Annotated in this window: 8 protein-coding genes; 4 read left to right on the top strand and 4 right to left on the bottom strand. The window is 72.2% G+C overall.

All coding sequences use genetic code 11. The annotated features are described in order from the left end of the window. Nucleotides 1–45: 45 nt before the first annotated feature. Together FNH08_RS14355 and FNH08_RS14350 are read right to left on the bottom strand one after the other, a co-directional pair. Complete coding sequence (locus tag FNH08_RS14355) at nt 46–3,915, bottom strand: type I polyketide synthase (RefSeq protein WP_152771861.1); 3,870 nt, start codon at nt 3,913–3,915, stop codon at nt 46–48. After that, entirely contained in the window at nt 3,908–12,496 is an 8,589-nt protein-coding gene (locus FNH08_RS14350) for an SDR family NAD(P)-dependent oxidoreductase (RefSeq protein ID WP_322724473.1), read from the bottom strand. Before FNH08_RS14350 ends, FNH08_RS14355 begins: the two co-directional genes overlap by 8 nt. A gap of 649 nt (nt 12,497–13,145) precedes the next feature. On the opposite strand from FNH08_RS14350, the gene FNH08_RS14345 reads away from it, so the two are divergent. Genes FNH08_RS14345 through FNH08_RS14330 form a run of 4 tightly spaced genes read left to right on the top strand, consistent with a single transcriptional unit; the run spans nt 13,146 to nt 18,932 of the window. Further along, a complete protein-coding gene (locus FNH08_RS14345) occupies nt 13,146–13,853 on the top strand; it encodes a thioesterase II family protein (protein ID WP_152771859.1) in 708 nt (235 codons plus the stop codon). After that, entirely contained in the window at nt 13,850–14,674 is an 825-nt protein-coding gene (locus FNH08_RS14340) for an SDR family oxidoreductase (protein ID WP_152771858.1), read from the top strand. The genes FNH08_RS14345 and FNH08_RS14340 overlap by 4 nt, the downstream gene beginning before the upstream one ends. A 41-nt stretch (nt 14,675–14,715) precedes the next feature. Further along, complete coding sequence (locus tag FNH08_RS14335; protein ID WP_152771857.1) at nt 14,716–17,658, top strand: non-ribosomal peptide synthetase; 2,943 nt, start codon at nt 14,716–14,718, stop codon at nt 17,656–17,658. Between the two features lie 5 nt (nt 17,659–17,663). Further along, complete coding sequence (locus FNH08_RS14330; RefSeq protein WP_152771856.1) at nt 17,664–18,932, top strand: phthiocerol/phthiodiolone dimycocerosyl transferase family protein; 1,269 nt, start codon at nt 17,664–17,666, stop codon at nt 18,930–18,932. Nucleotides 18,933–19,012: 80 nt separating this feature from the next. On the opposite strand, the gene asnB is transcribed toward FNH08_RS14330, so the two are convergent. Together asnB and FNH08_RS14320 are read right to left on the bottom strand one after the other, a co-directional pair. Then, complete coding sequence (asnB, locus tag FNH08_RS14325; RefSeq protein WP_152771855.1) at nt 19,013–20,836, bottom strand: asparagine synthase (glutamine-hydrolyzing); 1,824 nt, start codon at nt 20,834–20,836, stop codon at nt 19,013–19,015. 84 nt (nt 20,837–20,920) lie between these two features. After that, nucleotides 20,921–21,421, bottom strand: a complete 501-nt coding sequence (locus FNH08_RS14320) for an SRPBCC family protein (protein ID WP_152771854.1) — start codon at nt 21,419–21,421, stop codon at nt 20,921–20,923. Between the last annotated feature and the right edge of the window lie 59 nt (nt 21,422–21,480).

Below are 21,480 nucleotides of genomic sequence, written 5' to 3'. Positions count from 1 at the left end.
CGCCCGGCACTCGTGTGAGGCAGGCCATACCGGCACGGGTCTCCTTCAGCTGTCCGCCGCGCGCAGGGCGGCCGCCACCGCCTCACCGATCTGTGCGATCGGCTCCGGCTCTGTCATCGCGTAGTGGCCGCAGGGCACCTCGTGGTCCTCGACCACGCCGTCGACGTACGTGCGCCACTCCTCGGCCTTGCCCGGAGCGTCCGACGGATCGTCCCATCCGTCGGCGTCGGCCGCACCGCCGACCGCGCTGAAGAACAGGACGTCACCGCGGAACACCTCGGGGCTGAACTCGGGCGCGACGCGCAGGTTGTTGCGCATGACACGGGCGATTTCGGCCGCCTCCTCGGCCGTCACCTCCGCGCCCGCTCCCGGGCCGGACGAGTCGAGCAGCCGCAGCAGGTCGGCGACGACGGGCGGCGCACCGTCCGGCAAGTGGACACCGGTCAGCCTGGAGAGCAGGGCCACCACCTGCCGCTCGGCCACCTCCGGGGACGGGGGATGAAGATGCAGCAGCGGGGAATCCAGCATGGCCAGCAGCTCCACCCGCTCGCCCTCGCCCTGCAGCGCGGTGGCCATGGCGTGGGCCACCATTCCGCCGTAGGACCAGCCGAGGAGCCGGTAGGGTCCCTCCGGCTGGATCTCGCGCAGCAGCCCCAGGTAGGACTCGACCATGTCCTTCGCGTTGGTGACGGGTGGTGCGAGACCGTCCAGCCCGCGTGACTGGACGGCGTAGACCGGCTGCTGCTCCCCCAGGTGGGCGAGCAGCCCGGCGTACCGCCAGCCGATGCCGCTTCCGGGGGGCAGGCAGAACAGCGGACGCTGATCGCCTCCGGTGCGCAGCGGGAGAACCGGGGCGAAGGCGTCCCGGCCGCCGCCACGGCGGCCCGCGCGGTCCAGCAGCCCCGCGACGGTCGGGGAGGCCAGCACCGCCGAGCCCGGCACGTCGAGCACTCCCGCCTTGCGAAGCCGGCCGGCCAGAATCACCCCGCGCATGGAGTCGCCGCCCAGGTCGAAGAAGTTGTCGTGGACACCGATCGGCTCCACCCCCAGTGCCTCCTGCCACTGCTCGGCAACCGCGCGTTCGAGGTCGCTGCGGGGGGCGACATATGAGGTCTGCAGGTACGGCCGGGGAGCCAGGGAGCGGGCCGACTGCCCGGCAGCCGACGTGGCCACGGTCTCCGGAGCGTCCGCGGTGTCCACGGCGTACGGAAGGGCGCCGTCGGCTGCGGGGCTGGCGGAGACCCGCGGCGGGTCGATCCAGTGGCTCCGGCGGTCGAAGGCGTAGCCCGGCAACGTCGCCCCCGGCCCGTGGTCCCGGGCTCCGCTCAGCGGCGCGAGGTCGACCGGCACGCCAGCCGTCCACAACCGGGCGACCGCCTCGGCGAGCACCTGGACGTCGGACCGCGCGGACTTGGGGTGACGCATGGTGACGACCGTGGTCGGCCCCGCCTCCGGCAGACACGCCCGGGTCGCCTTCGACAGCGTGTCTCCGGGGCCGACCTCCACCATCAGTGACTCGCCACGTCGCCACAGGGCCGCGACACCGTCGGCGAAGCGCACGGTCTCGCGTAGCTGGTCGACCCAGTGCTGGACGCTGGTCGCCTGGTCGTCGGTGACCCAGGTGCCGGTGGTGTTGGTGACGTAGGGGATCCGAGGCGGCCGCAGGGTGACGCGGCGCACGGCCTCGGCGAAGTCTCCGAGGATCGGATCGAGCATGTGCGAGTGGGCCGCGAGAGACAGCGTCAGCCGGCGGTGCGGGATCTCCTCAGCCGTCAGCTGCCGCTCCAACGCCTCCACTGCCTCCTCGCTGCCGCCGACCGTGCACGCGTCCGGTCCGTTCACCACGCTGAGCGAGAGGCCGCTGGTCAGTCGGCGGCGCAACTCCTCCTCCCCGAGGGCCACGCTGACGGTCGCGCCACCGGCCGCGACCATCAGCCGCGCGCGCTCCGCCACCAGCGGCAGCATGTCCTGAAGGTCCATGACCCCGGCGAGACAGGCCGCGGTGTACTCGCCGAGGGAGTGGCCGATCAGGGCGTCCGGACGGGCCCCGCGCTCCATCAGCACGGTGGCCAGGGCGTACTCGGTGACGACCACCGACAGCAGCCCCAGCACGCCGGGGTCGGTGGTGCCCGAGCCGAACAACGTGTCCCGCAGGTCCTGGCCCAGCACGGGCAACAGGACCCCGGCGCAGTGGTCGACGACATCGCGGTACGGGGCGCAGCCGCGGTACAGCTCCGCGCCCATGCCGGTGTACTGGGCGCCGCCACCGGGCAGCAGGAAGGCCACGCGCGGGGACCGATCCGCGCCCTTCGCGGGAGTGTCGGACAGCGGAGAGTTCAGCAGTTCGACGGCGTCCCGGCCGCTCTCGGCGACGACCGCGGCCCGGTGGGGCATCTCCGCGCGGCGGGTACGCAGGGTGTGGGACACCTCGGCCAGGTCCGGGCCGGGGTGGTCCGACAGGTGCCGGGCGAGACTGTCGCACTGACCGCGCAGCGCCCCGGGGGTCCGGGCGGACAGAGGCAGTACCTGCCACCGTGCCCCGGGGCCGTCGTCCTGGGAGACGGGCCGTTCCCGCTCCGGTGCCGTCGGCGCTTCTTCCAGGATGACGTGCGCGTTCGTACCGCCGATGCCGAAAGCGCTGACGCCTGCGCGACGCGGATCGCTCCCGGGCTGCCACTCCTCCAGGCCCGTCGGCACCCGAAACGGGCTCCCGGCCAGGTCGATCAGCGGGTTCGGGCGGTGGAAGTGCGGGACCGGTGGGATCAGCCGGTGCTCCAGGACCAGCACGGCCTTGATGAATCCCGCCAGACCGGCCGCGGCCCCGAGGTGGCCGATGTTGGGCTTGACCGACCCGAGGGCGCAGTACTGCCTGCGGTCGGTGGTCTCCCGGAACACCCGCGTCAGCGCCTCCACCTCGATGGGGTCGCCGAGGTTCGTGCCCGTGCCGTGGGCTTCCAGGTAACCGATGGAATCCGCGTCGACGCCGGCCAGCGTCTGGGCCATGAGAATCGCCTCGCACTGCCCCTCGGTGCTGGGCGCGCTGAAACCCACCTTCCGACGGCCGTCGTTGTTGACCGCCGACCCCTTGATCACGGCTCTGATCCGGTCCCCGTCCGCCAGGGCGTCCCCCAGGCGCTTGAGGACCACCACGCCCACCCCGTCGCCCGGCACGGTGCCCGCGGCTTCCGCGTCGAAGGCCCGGCAGCTGCCGTCCGGGGAGAACATGCCGCCCGGGACATGGCGATAGCCGAGCTTCGCCGAGGGGTTGACCGAGACCGCCCCCGCGAGTGCGACGTCGCAGGCGAGGTTCAGCAGGTCCTGGCAGGCGGTGTGGATCGCCACCAGCCCGGTGGAGCACGCCGTCTGCAGCGACAGGCTCGGGCCCGTCAGCCCGAGTTCGTACGAGATCCTGGTGGCCAGGGTGCCGAGCGAGTTGGCGGTAGTGGTATGAACCAGTTCCACCGAGCCGGGCCGGCCTGCGAACCTCGGGTACACGTGGGACGCGTAGTAACGGCTGTCCCCGGCGCCCGCGTAGACACCGATCGTCCGCCCCTCCCGGTCGGCCGCGTACCCCGAGGCCTCCAGTGCGTGGTAGGCGCACTCCAGCAGCAGCCGCTGCTGCGGGTCCACGATCGCGGCCTCGGCGGGGCTGTAGCCGAAGAAGGCCGCGTCGAACAGGTCGATGCCCTCGACGACCGATGCCCTGCGCACCAAGGAGGGGTCCGCCAGGTCCGCCGGGTCGCCGCCGGCGGCCAGGAACTCCTCGTCGCCGACCGGGCGCACCGACTCCTTGCCGGCGGCGACGTTCTCCCAGAACTCCTCCACCGTGTCGGCTCCGGGGAAGCGCGCCGCGATACCGATGACGGCGATGTCGTTGTCCGAGTGTCCGTTCTCGTGCTCCGGCGTGTCAGTCATCGCCGTCATTCCCCTTGTTCTGCCGAATGGTCCTGTTCCTTGCGGCGCGCTGCCGCTGCGCCTGCTGCCGGGCGCGTGCCAGGGCCCCGCCCGGCGTGGCGCTCCTGCTCCCGGCCGCGTCGCCCGCTGAGGGAGCGTCACCGGTGGGCCCGCCGTCCGCGGTCGCGGGGACCGTCACCCGGTCGGCGAGGTGCCGGGCCAGCGCCTCGACCGTGGGATGGCCGAACAGGTCCACGACAGTGAGGTCGCAGTCCAGTTCCTGGTTGACCTCGGTCATCGCACGGACCAGCAGCAGGGACGTGCCCCCGAGGTCGAAGAAGCTGTCGGTGACACCCACCTGGTCACGGTCCAGGACCCTGCGCCAGATGCCGCACAGTGTGTCCTCCAGCGCCCGGCGCCGGTCGGTGTCCGGGGCGGTGGTCCGGACGGCGGAACCGCCGGGCGATACGCCGGCGGACGTCCCGGCCGCCCTCAGGACCCACCGGTCAGCCGCCCCCGACAGCCGGGTGCTGTCCGCGGCGGCCCTGTGGAGCGCCCCGATGTCGGTGCCGTCGCGCAGTGCCACGCGGGCCACCAGCCGGTGCACCGGGCGCGCCGGGCCCTGGAGGTGGCCGCGCACCCAGGGAGCGCCGCGATCGACGCCGATCAGGATGTGCGGCTCGTCCAGGCATCGGGCGAGCCCGAGGGAGCGCAGACCGGCGGTGTGCTCCAGGACTCGGTAGCCGCGTGCCTCGGTCAGCGCCCGCAGCCCGTAGCCCCGGCTCATGCCGATGTCGTCCCACATGCTCCAGGCGAGGCTGTGGGCGGTCATCCGGCCCTGGCGGTGCTGGCACACCGCCAGCGCGTCGAGGAAGGCGTTGCCGGCGGCGTACGCGCCCGTCATGGAGCCGCCGAAGAAGCCGTTGACCGACGAGAAGGACAGGAACGACGACGCCGAGCGCTCCACAGCCAGCCGGTGCAGCACCCAGCCGCCGGTGACCTTCGCGGCGAGCGCGGCACGCCACCCCTGAAGGTCGTACTCGGAGACGGGCCGCTGGTCGAACACGCCCGCGAGGTGCACCACCCCTGCCAGGGGGGCCGACCACGCGGCGGCGGCCTTGTCCACCACGGCACGCACCTGCGTGGGATCGGTGATGTCGGCGCACTCGTAACGCACCTCACCGCATTCGCGCAGCCTGCGGAACGTCTCCACCCGGCGGGCCGTCTCGCCTCCTTCCGCGGCCAGGGCGTCCCAGGCATGCTCGGGCGGGAGTTCCGTGCGGCCGACCAGCAACAACCGGGTACCCGGTGCCTTGAGCAGGTGCTCGGCGACCAGGGCGGCCACTCCGCCGAGCCCGCCGCTCACCAGGAGGAAGCCGTCGGCCGCGGCCGGCCGCTTGCGGGGCAGCGGGTCGGGCAGTTGTGCCAGGCGACGTACCCAGCGCTGTCCGCTGCGGTAGGCCACCTCGGCATCGGACACCGGGCCACCCACCTCGGTGAGGATCAGCCGGGCGGCGTCCGCGTGGTCGGCGACCGGGAGGTCCAGCCGGCAGGCCTCCAGCCAGGGCATCTCCTCCCGCAGACTCTTCAGCATGCCGCCCGCAGCGGCATGGAGGCAGGAGGGACGGTCGTCGGGCAGTACGTCCTGGGTCCCGCCGGTCACCAGGTGGAGGTTGACGGAGCGGTCCGGGGTGCCGCTCGAGGACAGTGCCTTGGCCAGGCACACCAGGCTGTCGACGCCGTCCCGCTGGGCCTCCTGTAGGTCCTCCACGCACTCGGGCTCGCCGCTGCCGGCGGTCAGGGCCCCCAGGTGGATCACCGCGTCCACCGGGCGGCCGTCCGCGGCCAGGCCCGCGAACAGCGCCTCGTAGTCCCCGGGCCGGTCGACGCGGACGCGGTAGCGGGCGACGTCGACGCGGCGGAACTCGTCGGCCGCGGTGACGACCGTGCACAGGGCACCGCCCCGCCACACCTCCGCGGCCACCGCCTCGGCGACCCGGGCGCCAAGGGTGTCGCGCCCGGCGAGCACCAGGGTGTGCCGCGGGGGCTCCGTGCGGTGCAGGCGTTCCGCGCGCTGCCACACCGGGCGCAGGAACCAGTCCGGCACGGTGGCCGCGGTGCCCAGGAGCACCTCGGTGCGCCGTACGTTCTCGTCGAACTCGCCCGCCTCGAAACGACCCCGCAGTTGCGTCCGCTGGATCTTGCCGATCTCGGTCTTGGGTACGGTCTGCGGCTCCACCGGCACCAGGTAGGCGGGTGTGATCCCGATCTCCCGGGTCACTTTGCCGCGCACCGCGCGCAGTGCGTCGGCCAACTCGGTGCCGGGGAGCACGTGGAGGAACAGGGCCAGTTCGTCGGTGTCCGCCGCCGGGTCCGGTCGCACCGCGCACGCGGCCGTGAACGACCGCTCCACGAACGGTAGTTCCTCCACACAGGCCTCGATCTCGTGGCTGTAGTGGTTGACGCCGTTGATGATGATGACGTCCTTGGCCCGGCCGGTGATGTACAGCTCTCCGGAGCGCAGGAAGGCCAGGTCACCGGTGTCGAACCAGCCGTCGGCGGTGAACGACTCGGCGTTCTTGGCCGGGTTGTCGTGGTATCCGGAGGTCACCGAGGTACCGCGGACCTGGAAGTGCCCGACGGTGCCTTCCGGCACGACCTGGCCCTCGTCGTCCACGACCCGCATGGCGAACCCGGGGTACGGCAGGCCGCAGCTGACGAAGTTGCCCTCACCCACCGCCGGTTCGGCCGTCAGCTCGGCATCCGTCACCACCGAGCAGGTCTCGGACATCCCCCAGCCGGGGTGCACGACCGTCGGCGGCATCCCGAACGGCGCGAGCACCTCCAGGAATCGGCGGGCGGTGGCGGCCACCACGACCTCTCCGCAGTTCATCACCATGCGCATCGGCGACAGGTCCCACCGACGGTCGCCCATCCGGTGCGCGTGCTCGGCGGGCAGACCGAAGGCGAAGTTGGGGGCCCAGGTGACGGTGACCCGGTGACGGTCCGCCAGGTCCATCCAGCGCAGCGGGTCCTGGAGCACCCAGGACGTGGGCGCGTGGACCTGCCGGCAGCCCAGATACACGTCCCTGAGATGGAACATCACGACGCCGGTGACGTGGTCGAGCGGTATCCAGTTCAGCGACACGTCGTGTTCCGTCAGGCCGTTCACCTGAGCGGTGGCCGCGGACCGGGTGAGGACGCCTCGGTGATCGATCCGGACCGCCTTGGGCAGGCCGGTGCTGCCGGACGTGAGCAGCATGAGGATCAGGTCGTCGGGCCGCGCGGGATGCCACTCGGTGTCGGCGGGCCCGGAGCGCAGCGCGTCCACCGTGGTCAGTCGCGACTCTGTCCAGGCACGCCGGTCGGCGAGGGCGCGCAGCCCGTCCTCGTGACTGCTTGAGGTGACGATCCACGGGCGGCCCAGCATCCGCCAGACGCCTTCCAGCTTGTTCACCGCCGCGGAGTCCTCCCCGTAGGAGGACGGGAGGGTCAGCGGCACGGTGACGAACCCGCCGAGGATGCAGCCCCACAGGGCCGCCAGGAAGTCCTCGGTGTCGTCGCACTGCAGGATCACCTGGTCGCCGGGGCGCAGTCCCAGCCCGCGCAGCCCGCCCAGCACCCGGGACGCCTCCTCGGCGAGGCTCGCGTAGCTGCGACGCAGGGTGCTGCCGTCGGCCCGCACGTGCACCACCTCGGCGTGCGGTCCGCCGGCCGCCGCCCGGCGCAGGGCCTCCGCCCAGGTCCGCACGGACGGTTCGGTCAGTGTGGGCCCTTCGCTGACCGAGGGAACCGGCTCCCGCACGGTGGAACCGGACGCCGCCGCCCCGGACTCCTCGGCCGCCGGGCCGGGGCGTTCGGTGGGGCCGGAGGCTGCCGGGCCCGCGTGCAGTCGGCCCAGGGGCTCGGCGTCCTCCTCCAATTCCACGGTGACGGCGTCCACACCGGGCACCTCGGCCAGCGCCCGCTGCCACCGCTCGGCCTGCTCCGTGCCGATCCTCGGCAGGTTCCGCAGCGCGGCGGTGTCCAGGTCCCCGTCCGCGGTACGGGGGAGGGCGGAGACGGCCACGACCCGTGGTGCCCGGCCGTCCGGGGCCGCGTGCCGCAGCGCCCGCTCCGCCTGCTCGGCCGCGTTCGCCCGGGTGGGTACGGCCAGAACGGTCGGCCCGCCGGCGTCGCCCTCCTGCGGCGGCAGCACCAGGCACTCCCGGATGCCGCCCACCCCGAGCACCGACCGTTCCAGTGCCTGCGGGTCGAACTCCTCGTCCGCCGCCGTGGCCTGCGACGGCCGCGGGCCGGGGTCGGGCAGCCCGGTGATCCGCAGGTCCGGGTCCACGGCCACGGCGGCGAGCGTCCGGTGCAGGCCGTCGGCCAGCCGGCGCACCGTCGCCTCGTCGAAGAGGTCGGTGCTGTACTCGACATGACAGGTCAGCCCGTCGGGTGCCGCGTCGGCGCCGTGGCGCTCCTGGACCTCGAAGAACAGGTCGAACTTCGCGGTGCCGGTCGCCGTGGGATGCAGCGGCGCCTCGTTGCCGCCGAGCCGCACGACGGCCTCGGTGTTGTTCTGCAGGGCCAGCATCACCTGGAACAGCGGGTGCCGGGCGGCCGTGCGGGCCGGGTTCAGCTCCTCCACCAGCCGGTCGAACGGCAGGTCCTGGTGGTCGTAGGCGGCCAGGTCGAAGGCCCGCACCCGGGCCAACAGGTCGCGGAACGCGGGGTCCCCCGAGGTGTCGGTGCGCGTGACGAGGGTGTTGGTGACGAGACCGACCATGTCGTCCAGGGCCGCTTCGGTGCGTCCCGCGACCGGGGTGCCGACGGGGATGTCGGTACCGGCGCCGCAGCGGGTGAGCAGGGCGGCGAGTGCGCTCTGCAGGACCATGAACAGGCTGGCCCCGCCCGCGTCGGCCAGCCGCAGCAGCGCACGGTGGAGATCGGAGTCGATGCCGATCGTCAGGCTTCGGCCACGGCGGCTGGGCACGGCCGGACGGCCCCGGTCGGCCGGCAGCGGCAGTTCCTGGGGCAGACCGGCGAGGGCTTCCTTCCAGAACGCCAGTTGCCCGCCCATCAGGGTGGCGGGATCGCGGAGCCCGTCGAGCAGCCGCTCCTGCCACAGCGTGTAGTCGGCGTACTGGACCACGGGCGCTGCCCAGTCGGGCGCCCGGTCCTCCAGGCGGGCCGCGTACGCCGTCGAGAGGTCCTTGGCGAACGGCACCAGCGACCACCCGTCGGCCGCGCTGTGATGCAGTACGAGGACCAGCGCGCGGGTCCCGTCCCGGGGTCCGTACAGCCCTGCCCACAGGGGGATGTCCCGCGTCAGGTCGAAGGGGCGGCGCAGTGCGCCCGCGACATACGCCTCCACCTCCTGAGCGGGGCAGTCCACCACGTCCAGGTCCGGGTGCACGGTTCCCGGTGCGCGGATGTCCTGGTACGGGCTGCCGTCGGCCTGCGGCAGGAGGGTGCGCAAGCTCTCGTGCCGGTCGACGACGTCCGACAGGGCAGCCCGCAGGGCTTCGTCGACGACCGGTCGTTCCAGCCGCACGACCAGCGGCATGTCGTAGGTCGCGGCCGTGGTGTCGACCTGGTTGAGGAACCACATGCCCTGCTGGGCGGAGGACAGAGCGATCCGGTCCCCCCGCTCGGCGGGTTCGAGAGCCGGCCGTTCGGGTGCCGCCGCGGCGGACGGGACCGACATTCGCGCGGCGATGCCGGAGGGCGTCGGCTCGGTGAAGATCGTCCTCAGGGCCACCTCGGCGCCGGTGACGGAACGCAGCCTGGTCCGCAGCCTGGAAGCGAGCAGGGACTGCCCGCCGAGGTCGAAGAAGTCGTCGTCCGGACCGACCGTGCCCGCGGGCAGCTCCAGCAGTTCCTCGAAGAGGCGGCAGACCACGGCCTCGGATCCGGTGGCCAGGGCGCTCTCCGCGACGGCCGGATGGCCGACGAGAGCGGTCCCGATCTCACCGCGGTCGACCCGGAACCCTCCGGTCCGCACCTGATCGCCGGTCCGGCCGACGTACTCCAGGGTGCCGTCGGCACACCGCCGGACGAGGTCGCCGGTGCGGTACATCCGCCCGCCCGCCCGTCCGAAGGGATCGGCGACGAACTGCTCGGCGCCCGGCTCCGCGCGCGTCAGGCAGGCCCCGGTCACGTACAGTTCGCCCACCCAGCCCAGCGGCACCGGCCGCAGGCAGTGGTCGAGCACGTAGAACCGCGCATACGGCAGCGGGGTGCCCAGGGTGCGGCGCGCCTGGCCGATCAGCTCACGCGTCACCCGCTGGAAGGCGACCGGCCCGGTGGTCTCGGCGTCGCCGTACATGGTGACCAGGACCGGGGCCTCGTCGCCGTACCGCTCGATCCAGGGGCGCAGGTCGGCCGGTTCAGGTGCCTCGCACGCGAGGACGAGGTGACGCAGCGCGAGCGGGGGAATGCCTGGCCTCTCCGCCCTCACCAGCGCGGGCAGGGCGGAGGACGGCTGGTTGAGGACGGTGACGCGCTCGCGACGCAGCAGGTCGAGCAGTTCGTCGGGCGACCGGGTGGTGTCGTGCTCCACGACGACCAGTCGGCCGCCGTGTAGCAGCGCCCCCCAGACTTCCCAGACGCCGAGGTGGGAGGCGCACGAGTGGAACTGCGCCCACGAGTCCTCCGGACCGCTGGGCACGTGGGCCGCGGCCGCCTCGAAGAGTCCGATGAGGTTGGCGTGCGGGACGAGCACGCCCCGCGGGCTTCCCGTGGCGTCCGGGGCGTGGAGGACGTAGGCCACGGCGTCCGGCGTGAGCGGCGCACCGCGGTCGGCGTCGGAGAGGTCCGCGGCGGAGTGTGCGGCCGACTCGCTGTCGGTGGCGGAGTCGCCCAGCACGACGGCGGGAACGTCGGGGCCGGACAGCGCGCCGGCCGTGCTCACGTCGGTCAGCACCAGTGCGGGCGCGGCGTCGTCGGTCCGCGCGCGCAGGCGTTCGGCGGAGTGTGACGTGTCCAGCGGCAGGCAGGCGGCGCCGGACTTCAGCACCGCCAGCTGCCCGGTGACCAGGTCCGCTGAGCGGGGCAGCGCCACGGCCACGGTCCGGCCGGGGCCCGCCCCGCGCGCGACCAGCAGCCGGGCCAGTCGGTTGGCGCGGGCGTTGAGTTCCGCGTAGCTCAGCGCATGGCCGTCGTGGGTGATGGCCGTCGCCTCGGGAACGCGGGCGGCCTGGGCCTCGAAGCGCGCGTGCACGGTCGCGTCCGCCGCGGCGGGCACCGGCTCGGGGGACGCGTAGGCCGGGTCCTCACCCGGCAGCAGCAGGTCCGGCTGAGCGACCGTGAGCCCCGGTTCTGCGTCGGCCAGCCGGTCCAGCAGGGCCAGGAACCGCTCCAGATGACCGGCGAGCACGTCCTCGGTGTACAGCGCGGGGTTGGCGTCGAAGGTGAAGCCCAGGCCGGTGCCGTCGGCGCCCGGCCGCACGGTGATCAGCAGGTCGTCGACCGCGCCGCCCGACAGGTGGTGCGGCGTCGCGGGATGGTCGCCGAACCGCAGCCGGTGGGAGAAGGGGACCAGGTTGACGAGCGGACCGAACAGCCGCCGGTCACCGCCGAGGAGTTTCACGTCCCGGCGCAGGTCCTCACCGCGGTACTGCTGGTGCTTGCGGACCGCGCGCAGTTCGGCGGCCGCCGCCGCGACCAGCTCTCCCGTGGTGACCTCCGGTCGCACCGACAGCCGCAACGGAAGGTTGTTCGACACCGTGCCCGGGGTCCGCAGGGCGGCGGATCCGAGCCGGCTCATGGTGGTCACGCCGAGGATCACGTCCTCACGGCCCGTCACCCGGTGGGTGTACGCGGCGACGGCCGCGAGCAGCAGTTCGGCCCTGTTCGCGCCCACCGCGGAGGCGGCGGCCGAGAGCCGTTCGGCGGCGGACGCGGACAAGGCCCCGGCCCGGCGCAGGAAGGTGGGCGACGGCGGCGCGGTGCCCTCGGCGAGGCTGACGGCCCCGGCGTGGTCGGCGAAGCGCTCGGTCCAATAGGCGCGGTCACGCTTGTACCGGTCCGAGATCCGGTAGGCCGCTTCCTCGTCCAGGAGTGACCGGACAGGGGCGAACGACGAGTCGGGCACCTCCTGCCCGTACGCGAGCGCGGTGTAGATCTCGGCGGCCCTGCGGAAGACGAGCAGGTAGCCGTAGCCGTCCAAGAGGATGTGATGGGCCCTCATGTACCACAGGTAGCGGTCGTCGGCCGCCTTGAAGAGGGCATGCGTGAACAGCGGGCCCTCGCTCAGCGGCACGGCGGTGGCGCGGTCGGAGCGCATCCATTCCTCGGCCGCCGCCGTGGGATCCGGCGCGGCACTCACGTCCCGCACGTGCAGAACCCGGTCGTCGATGGGCACAGGTGTGCAGCGCGGCCCCTCGGCTGTGTCGATGAAGCGGAGCCCGAGCGCCTCCGTCTCGGCGACGGTGCGACGCAGCGCGGCCTCGAACAGGTCCCTGTCGACCGGTCCGTGGATCTCCAGGTACTCGCCCGTGTTGTAGGCCGGGCTCCGCGGGTCGAGTTGCTGCGCGTACCAGATGCCCGCCTGCGCTCCGGTCAGGCCCGGCAGCGCTTGGTCCTCGGCGGCCCGCGCCGCAGGGTCTGAGGTCACGGTCGGCTCGGGAGCACTCCGCGGCGGCGCGGAAGCGTTGGATCCGTCTGCGTCTTGGAGCACGGTCATCTTCCTCGTCAGACAAATGGACAACGGCCTGCGCGGACTCGCACGCCGTGGAGCGATGGCACGGGGCCCTGGTCCGGTCGTACGGGGCTGGGGCGGGCGACGGCCGGGATAGCCATACGCGAGCAGCCAGCTTGGGCACCCCGGCTCGAACGCTGCTCAAGAAGCGGTGTAGGGCTCGTTGGACGTACGCGGCGATCACGGGCGAGGCAGGTACGCGTCCGCCCGGACCGGCTGTCCGAGCGCGGCGGACGCCCGGGGACACCTCCAGGCTGCCTCCAGGGCGGCTCAAGGAGGCCCGTGGCACAGTCGGTTCGCCTCGCACGCGCCGCAGGCACGTCGCTGCGCATCGAAGAGAGCGGAAGGCATCGTGGGCTACGTCATGGACAGGCCGCCGGCCGGCAGCCACCTGCCATGGCCGCCGTACGCGCGGCCCGTTGCGCCCTGCCTCGCGGGAGCGCCCGACCTCCCTCACGCCCCCGCCGCTCCACCGCGCCCCGCGCACGGGCGCTCCGGTGCCGCCCGCTGACATCCCACCCCGACCGACAGCCTGTACAGGCGACTGACAGGAGCCACGCCCACCATGACTGTCCCGCTGTTGTGCTTCCCGTTCGCAGGAGCAGGCGCGAGTTTCTTCACCCCTTGGCAGCGATACGACCTGAAAGCCACCCGGATTCGTCCCGTCCAGCTCCCCGGACGGGAGAGGCGTCTCGACGATCCGCCCTTCCCGGACGTCCTCACGGCGGTCGAGTCGCTGGCCGGCGAACTCACCGCGGAGCCGGGCCTGTCGCAGGGACCGGTGGCCCTCTTCGGCCACAGTTTCGGAGCCGTACTCGCCTACGAAATGGCGCGTCACCTGCGCGAGAGGAAGGGGATACCGGTGGCCCACCTCTTCGTCAGCGGTTCGGCGGGCCCCATGACCAGGCGCGAGGCCGGCGCCACCGGGCTCCCGGACGAGGAGTTCCTCGCCAGGGTGAGTGAGTTCGCCGGATACGACCACCCGACCATGCAGGACCCGGAGCTGCTGGAACTTCTGCTGCCGGCACTCCGCGCCGACGTGGAGGCGCACGAGGCGTACGTCTCGACCGCGCACGATCCGCTCGACGCGCCCATCACGTCCTTGCGCGGCCTGGACGACACACTGGTCTCGGCCGATCAGGCACGGCAGTGGGAACCGGTCACCCGGTCCGGGTTCCGCTTCGAGGAACTCCCCGGCGGCCATATGTACCTGACCGAGTACCCGGGGCCGCTGCTGAAGCTCATCGATGACGAACTCAAGGCATGGGCATGAGCCTGCGCGGAAAGACGATCATCGTGACGGGCGCCGCCCGCGGTATCGGCCGCGCCAGCGCCGAACTGCTCGCCTCCGCCGGCGCCGACCTGGTGCTGGTCGATGTCGCCGACGATCTCCCCCTCGTCCCGTACGCCCTCGGCACCGAGGGCCAGCTGGCCCACACGGAGAAGCTGTGCCGTGCGCACGACGTCGCCGTTCTCTCCTGCCCGGCCGACGTCCGTGATCTCCGTGCGGTCGAGGACGTGGTCGCCACGGCCGTCCAGCGCTTCGGACGCGTCGACGCCGTGGTGAACAACGCCGGCATCGCCGCTCCCTCGGGCAAGGCGGTCCACGAGATCGGCGAGGACGAGTGGAGCGTCATGCTGGACGTCGACCTCTTCGGCGCCTGGCGCATGACGCGGGCGGTCGGCGGGACGATGGCGCGGCAGCGCTCCGGCAGCATCGTCAACATCTCCTCCACCGCGGGGTTGGTCGGCTACCGCAACTTCGCCGCCTACGTCACGGCCAAGCACGGACTGATCGGCCTGACCCGTGCCGCCGCCCTGGACTACGCGCCGTTCAAGGTACGCGTGAACGCCGTGTGCCCGGGATCGGTACGGGACGACCCGGTGCTCGAAGGACGCATGCTCTCCGAGATAGCCAAGTCCCTGGACGTGCCCGTCTCCGAGCATGAGGAGATCTTCGTCCAAGCCCAGCCGACCAACGAGCTCGTCGAGGCGGGTGACGTCGCCGAAGCGGTGCTGTGGCTGGTCGGTGACGGCTCACGCGGGGTCACCGGCAGCGTGGTCACCGTGGACGGCGGATTCACGGCCAAGTAGGCGCGGCAGCCCCGAGCCCGCACATCAGACAGGGAGCCCAGATGCCAGCGGTCCTGACCGCCTACGAGTCGTACGACGCCCTCTCGCCCACCGAGCGTTCCAAGCCCCTCGACCATCACGCGATCGTCCTGAGCGGTGGTCCGCGAGCGGACCCGGAGGTCCTCGCCGAGCGCCTGCGGGACGTCGTCGCCGGGTGCCCTGTGGTACGGCAAGGCGCCGAGGAACCCGGGAAGGTGTGGCTGGAGCAGGTGCCGCACCGGTCGGACGACCCGCGGGCGGTGCGGACACTGCACCGGGAACTGCTGCGGCCGGTACCCCTGTACGGCCCAGCGCCGGTGCGCCTGGTGGTCCTGCGGTGCGAGGACGGTGACCAGCTCGTCTTCACCGCGGCCCGCGGGTGTCTCGACCGGGCGTCCCTCACCTCGGTCGCCCGAGCCGTGGCGGGCGGTCCCGACAGCTCCCCGCGACGGCTGTGGTGGGATCTGCCGGTTGCCGGACCGGGCGACGGGGAGGGTGAGGCGGCCGACGCCGGAGCGGATGGCGGTGGTCCCGACTGCCGTGCGGCGCACCGGTTCACGGTGCCCACGACGCCGGACACGCCACCGTCCCGTGCCGCCCGGCTGGCCGCGGTCGCGTACACGGCGATGCGTTACCTGGACCGTACCGACGTGACCGTGGGCGTGGTGCGGCGCCGCCATCGCAGCGCCGCTGTGCTGGGCGCGGCGGAAGAAGCCGTGCCGCTGACGCTGACGGTGACGGGGGCGGACACGACAGGGGAGTTGCTCGCGCGGGCGCGGACCGCCCTCGACGGCCTCGCCCGGCCCGCCGACGACCGGCAGGAGGCCTGGGGCGGCCAGGAGCCCGGGACGCCACGGATCACCGTGGCATTCGACGAGGAGAGCCCCGGCTCCGGTCATGAGGTGTCGTACTTCCCCGGAACCTGGCCCGGTGCGCCCCTCGTCGTCCACTGGTTCGGCGACGAGGCCGTGTGTCTCTTCGACGAGAGCCGCCACGGCAGGGAGTTGGTCGAACAGTACTGCCGGCACCTGACCGCGGTCCTCGGACAACTTCTCGAACAGCCTCCCGCGACGCCCGTGGACCGTCTCCGGCTCCTGGACGACGACGAGGAGGCCGCGATCCGCGAACTGGCGGACGGCGGTCCGCTCGACGCCGAACCCCGCTGTGTCCACCGTTCCTTCGAGGAGGTCGCCGCCGCTCAGCCGGACGCGGTGGCGGTCAGCCACAAGCGGGAGACCCTCACCTACCGGCAGCTGGATGCGCGGGCCAACCGCTTCGCACACGCGCTGAGGTCCCTCGGGGTGGAGCACGGGGACCGGGTCGGGGTCTGCATGGAACGCTCCACCGATCTGGTGGTCGTGCTCCTGGCCGTTCTGAAGAGCGGCGCGGCATACGTCCCCATGGATGTCGGCTATCCCGTGGAGCGGCTCGCGTACACGGCGAAGGACGCCGCCCTGCGGCTCGTGATCGGCCCGGAGAAGGCGTCGGATCCGGGTATCCCCTCGGTGCGCACGGTATCCGTCGCCGACCTGGCCCTGCGCGCCGAGCCCGAACCGGACATCCCCGTGATCGACCGGACCGACCCCGGACAGCCGGCCTACGTCATCTACACCTCCGGTACGACCGGACACCCCAAGGGAGTGGTCGTTCCGCACCGGAACGTCACCGCGCTCATCGAAGCCACCCGCTCCGACTTCGCCTTCTCGGCCCGCGACGTGTGGTCGCAGTTCCATTCGGTAGCGTTCGACTTCTCCGTGTGGGAGATCTGGGGCTGTCTGCTCACCGGCGGACGGCTGGTGCTCGTCCCGTACTTCTCGGCCAGGTCACCGGAGTCGTTCCTCGAACTGCTGGTGTCGGAGAAGGTGACCGTCCTGAACCAGACACCTTCGGCGTTCAGCGAACTCGCCCGGCTCTGCCGGCCCGGCGCGGCAGGCGGTGCGGACACGGCTCCGGCTCACGGGACGGTGTCGGTGCGGCTGCTCATCTTCGGCGGAGAGGCGCTGGACCCCCGTGTCCTCAGGCCCTGCCTGGACGCGGACGGCTGGTCACAGTGCCGCTTCGTCAACATGTTCGGCATCACCGAGACCACGGTGCACGTCACGGCCCAGACCGTGACACGGACGGAGATACTGCACGGTGACCGGTCGGTGGGCCGTCCCGTACCGGGCTGGAGCGTCTCGGTCCGGGACAGCCGGGGCCGGCTGCTCCCGCAGGGCGTACGGGGCGAGATCCACGTCGGCGGGGCCGGAGTGGCGCTCGGCTATCTCGATCGCCCGGAGCTCACCGGCGAGCGGTTCCTCGACGACCCGGTCACCGGCGGCCGCACGTATCGCAGCGGCGACGGCGGCAGGCTCCTTCCCGACGGCCGTATCGAGCACATGGGCCGACTGGACAACCAGGTCAAGATACGCGGCTACCGCATCGAGACGGACGAGGTGCGGGCCGTCCTGTTGGAGGACCCGGCACTGTCCGACGCCGTGGTGATCCCCGGCCGTGACCAGGCGGGCGGCCTCCGGCTCGACGCCTATCTGATCTTCCGTGAAGACGCGGCGACCGCGTACGGGACGGCGGAGGTGCGGGAACGCGCCGCCAAGGTCCTGCCGCCGTACATGCTGCCCAGTACCTGGACACCGTTGTCGGAGATGCCCCGCACGATCAACGGAAAGCTGGACGTCGGCGAACTCCCGGCACCGCGGCCCGCCATGCCCGGGAACGCCCGCCCCGCCGAAGAGGAGTCGGCGACAGGCGAACAGTCCGGGCTACTCGCACAGGTGTGCTCGACCTGGAGCGAGGTGTTCGGATTCACCGTCGGACCCGACCACGACTTCTTCGGAATCGGCGGGAACTCCCTGCTCGCCACTCGGTTGTCGGCCGTCTTCCGGGAAAAGGGCCTGCCGCCCTTGCAAACCCGCGACCTCTACCGGAATCCCACCCCGAGAGCTATCGCCGCAGTGCTGGAAAGGTGATGCGCATGCGACGCGTGCTGTGCCCCGTGGAAAACCTTTACGTAGCCCAGCGAAGCAGGGCGGTCCTTTCCTGCGCCCTGGACGGTCCCGTCGACTCGGCGGCCCTGTCCGCGGCGTTCGAGGCGGTGACGGCGGAGCAGCCGCAGCTCCTGACGCGCATCGTCCCGGACGGTGACGGCCACGCCCTCGAACTCCTCCCGGAGGCCCAGCGGCCCCGGCTGCGGACGCGCACCGGGGGCGAGGAGGCGTATGGGGAGGAGTTCAACACCCCGCTGACGGTGGGTGGTCCGCTGACCCGGGCGGTCCTCGTGAGCGACCCCGACAAGGAGCGGCACATCGTGGTCCTGAGCATCGACCACGTGATCACCGACGGACACAGCGGGATCGCCCTGCTCAACACCCTCTGGGACCGCTACCGGGAGCTCATGGGCGACACCTTGGCCCCGCGAACGCCCGTGGCCGAACTCCCCGAGCCCATCAGCACACTGCTGCCCCAGTCGGACGCGGCCGAGACGGCGAAGTACCTGGAACAGCGTGTGGAGAACGTCGGCTGCCACCCGGTCGAACTCGTCGCGTACGACGTGAAGGCGACGGAGGACGCGCCCGAGGAGCCTCACCGCATCGAGGTCCGGCGGCTGCTGCTCGACACCGAACCGACCGCGGGGCTGCGCGAACGGGCCCGCGCGGAAGGTGTGTCCGTGCACGCCCTGATCAGCGCCGCCCTGTTGCTCGCGGCCCGCCGGCGCATGGACGGCACGGACCCGCGCGTCCTGGGCTGCGTGTCACCGGTCGATCTGCGCTCGCGTCTGTCGCCGCCGGTGCCCGCCACTCTCATGGTCGCGGCGGTCACCATGCGCCTTCAGACCCTGCCCGTCGGCGAGGACACCGACGTACTGGAGCTGGCGCGTGAAGTCGGCGACGGCATGCGGGACTTCCTCGACCGCGGCGACCACTTCCGGGAGATGCGGATCATGCCGTCGGTCCCGCGGCATCCGACACTCCACCTCGGCACGGTCATCGTCACCAACATGGGCGCCGTGTCCGGCCCGCGCCTGCCGGAGGGCCTGCGCCTCACCGATGTGCGGCTCACGCCCGCTCGCGAGCACTACTTCCCGCAGACGGGCCGCAGCCCGATCATGGCCTGCGTCACGACGTTCGACGGCCGCCTCGCCATCGAGTTCCCGCACCACACCGCCTGTTTCAGTCGGCCGTTCATGCGCGAACTGGGTGACGAGGTCCAGGCGAGCCTGCTCGCTCTCGCCAAGTCCGACTGAGGAGCGGCACTCCGCCCGTCCTGGGGTGGGCGAGGGGCACGGCCGAGGCCGTGCCCCTCTACAGGCTCGGTGACGCGGGGTCAGGACAGTTTGATGGTCGGGCGGTAGAGGTCGAGCCAGACGGACAGGTCGAGGACCTGCTCGAACGCATCACGCGTGTCACGCTCCAGCGCCTCCGGTTTCTCGCGCACGGCCTCGGTGAGTGCCGCCCGATCGAAGAACTCCACCGCGCGGTGGTCGTCGGACAGGAGCTCGCCGACCTGGCGCTGTACCTCCCCGACGTAGTCCAGCTCCTGGGTCAGCGGGTAACCCGCCTTGGGCCGCTCCGCCACCGAAGCCGGCAGCATGTCGCGCACGGCGGCGCGCAGCAGGCTCTTCTCCCGGCCGTCGAACGCCTTCATCGACCACGGCGTGTTGAAGACGTACTGCACCAGCCGGTGGTCGCAGATCGGAACCCGCACCTCCAGGCCGACCGCCATGCTCATCCGGTCCTTGCGGTCCAGCAACGTGGGGAGCGCGCTGGTCACATGGACGAAGCAGAACTCGCGCATACGGCGCTCGTGCGCGTCCTCGCCGGGCAGGGACGGCAGTTGCGCGACCGTGTCGGACCAGCGCTGCGCCAGGTAGCCGGGCAGGTCCAGGGCACCGAGCGCCAGCTCCGGCTCGTACAGCCTGGTGGGCGCCAGGCGCTTCACCCAGGGGAACGTCGCGGTCTGCTGCACCGCGGGGGAGTGGAACCACGGGTAGCCGCCGAACGTCTCGTCGGCGCCCTCGCCGGACAGAGCCACCGTCGAATGCTCGCGGATCGCCTTGAACAGCAGATAGAGGGAGTTGTCGCCCTCGCCGAAGCCGAACGGAAGATCGCGGGCCGCGACCACGGTCCGGCGTACCTCGGGGTCGGCCAGCTCCCGGTGGTCCAGCTTGATGTCGCTGTGCAGTGTGCCGACGTGGTCCACGACCTCGCGGGCGAACGGGGCGTCCGGCGAACCGCGGAGCTCGTCCGCGCGGAAGTCGTCCGGCTGCTCGAAGTCGACCGTGAACGTCCTGGCCTGCCGGCCCTCTTCGGTCAGCTTCCGCGCGGCCAGGGCCGTCAGGGCGCTGGAGTCCAGACCACCGGAGAGCAGCAGGCACAGCGGCACGTCCGCGACCAGCTGCCGGCTGACGCTGTCCTCCAGCAGCTCACGGATCCGGCGTACCGTGGTCTCCGTGTCGTCGTGGTGCTCGTCGACCTCCAGCCGCCAGTAGACCCGCTCGCGGACCCCGCCCCGGTCGACGATCAGCATCGTGCCCGGCTTGACCTCCCGCATGCCCTTCCACGTGGCCTGGCCCGGTTCCTTGACGTACCCCATCAGTTCCCGGAAGCCGTCCCGGTCCACCACGGCCTCCACGGCCGGATGGGCCAGGATGGCCTTGGTCTCCGAACCGAACAGGACACCGTCCTCGGTCTCGTACACGTACAGCGGCTTGATGCCGAGCTGGTCGCGCAGCAGGATCAGGCGGTCCGTACGGCCGTCCCAGATACCCAGCGCGAACATGCCGAGGAGATGGTCGGCGACCGCCTCGCCCCACTCCAGGTAGCCGCGCAGGACGACCTCGGTGTCACTGGAGGTACGGAACTCGTGCCCACGGCGCCGCAGTTCGTCGCGCAGCTCCCGGAAGTTGTACGCCTCACCGCTGTACGTCATCACCACCGGGCCGTCCGGGGTGTCCACCGTCATGGGCTGGACACCGCCCTCCAGGTCGATGACCGACAGCCGACGGTGCCCCAGGACGGCGTGCGGCGACACCCAGGTGCCCCCGGCGTCCGGGCCGCGGCAGACCATGGTGGCGGTCATCGCGTCCAGGGTGGAGCGTTCCCTCGTCAGGTCACGCTGGAAGGCGATCCAGCCGACGATCCCACACATGTGCGTCCTTTCCTGCTGATGTTCGGTTCGGTGGTGGTCCGGCTCTTGCGGGTGCCAGCGGGTGCCAGCGGGTGCCAGCGGGTGTCAGCGGGTGGCCGCCATGTGGGCCGGCAGTCCGCCGATGTGGGATTCGGCCGTCGGCTCCAGGACGAGCCGCTTCACCACGCCCTTCATGTGCGACCACGGGCGGTGCAGTTCGCCGGCCCACTGCCAGGTGAGCCGGGAGCCGTCCGGGGTGGACTCCACGACGTAGTCCTCCACGAGGCTTCGGAAGACGTTGCGGGTGCTCTCGACGACGGTGAACGTCTTGCGGTGTCCCTCGTCCCAGCGGTAGAAGCGCTCGCGCAGGACGAAGCCTCCGTAGGTCTCGACCTCCCGGGTCGTGCCGACCCCGAACGGCCGGGGAGTGGTCCAGGTCAGCCGCTTCACGCCCTTCGTCCAGTGCGCCGGACCGGAGTCGTCGGTCAGGGCCGCCCAGGTCTCCTCGGCCGGGTAGGGAACGTCGACGGTGCGGGTCAGGTAGACGGACGCGGTGGTGAAGAGCGAGTCGCCGGCCTCTTCGACCGGGTACCAGCGAGTGGGCATCGGGGGTCGTCCTTCCGGAGGGAGTCTGCGGGGGAGTGGTGCTGCGGGGAGAGCGGAGG

The sequence above is a fragment of the Streptomyces spongiae genome, from assembly GCF_009377185.1.
Lineage (GTDB): Bacteria > Actinomycetota > Actinomycetes > Streptomycetales > Streptomycetaceae > Streptomyces > Streptomyces spongiae.
The sequence above is the reverse complement of the archived record's forward strand: the minus strand, read 5'-3'. Positions and strand labels throughout refer to the sequence as shown.

Bases quoted from the DNA above. Each gene is read 5' to 3' on its own strand.
- FNH08_RS14355 (WP_152771861.1), bottom strand. From the start codon at position 3,915: ATGACTGACACGCCGGAGCACGAGAACGGACACTCGGACAACGACATC.
- FNH08_RS14345 (WP_152771859.1), top strand. From the start codon at position 13,146: ATGACTGTCCCGCTGTTGTGCTTCCCGTTCGCAGGAGCAGGCGCGAGT.
- FNH08_RS14340 (WP_152771858.1), top strand. From the start codon at position 13,850: ATGAGCCTGCGCGGAAAGACGATCATCGTGACGGGCGCCGCCCGCGGT.
- FNH08_RS14335 (WP_152771857.1), top strand. From the start codon at position 14,716: ATGCCAGCGGTCCTGACCGCCTACGAGTCGTACGACGCCCTCTCGCCC.
- FNH08_RS14330 (WP_152771856.1), top strand. From the start codon at position 17,664: ATGCGACGCGTGCTGTGCCCCGTGGAAAACCTTTACGTAGCCCAGCGA.
- asnB (WP_152771855.1), bottom strand. From the start codon at position 20,836: ATGTGTGGGATCGTCGGCTGGATCGCCTTCCAGCGTGACCTGACGAGG.
- FNH08_RS14320 (WP_152771854.1), bottom strand. From the start codon at position 21,421: ATGCCCACTCGCTGGTACCCGGTCGAAGAGGCCGGCGACTCGCTCTTC.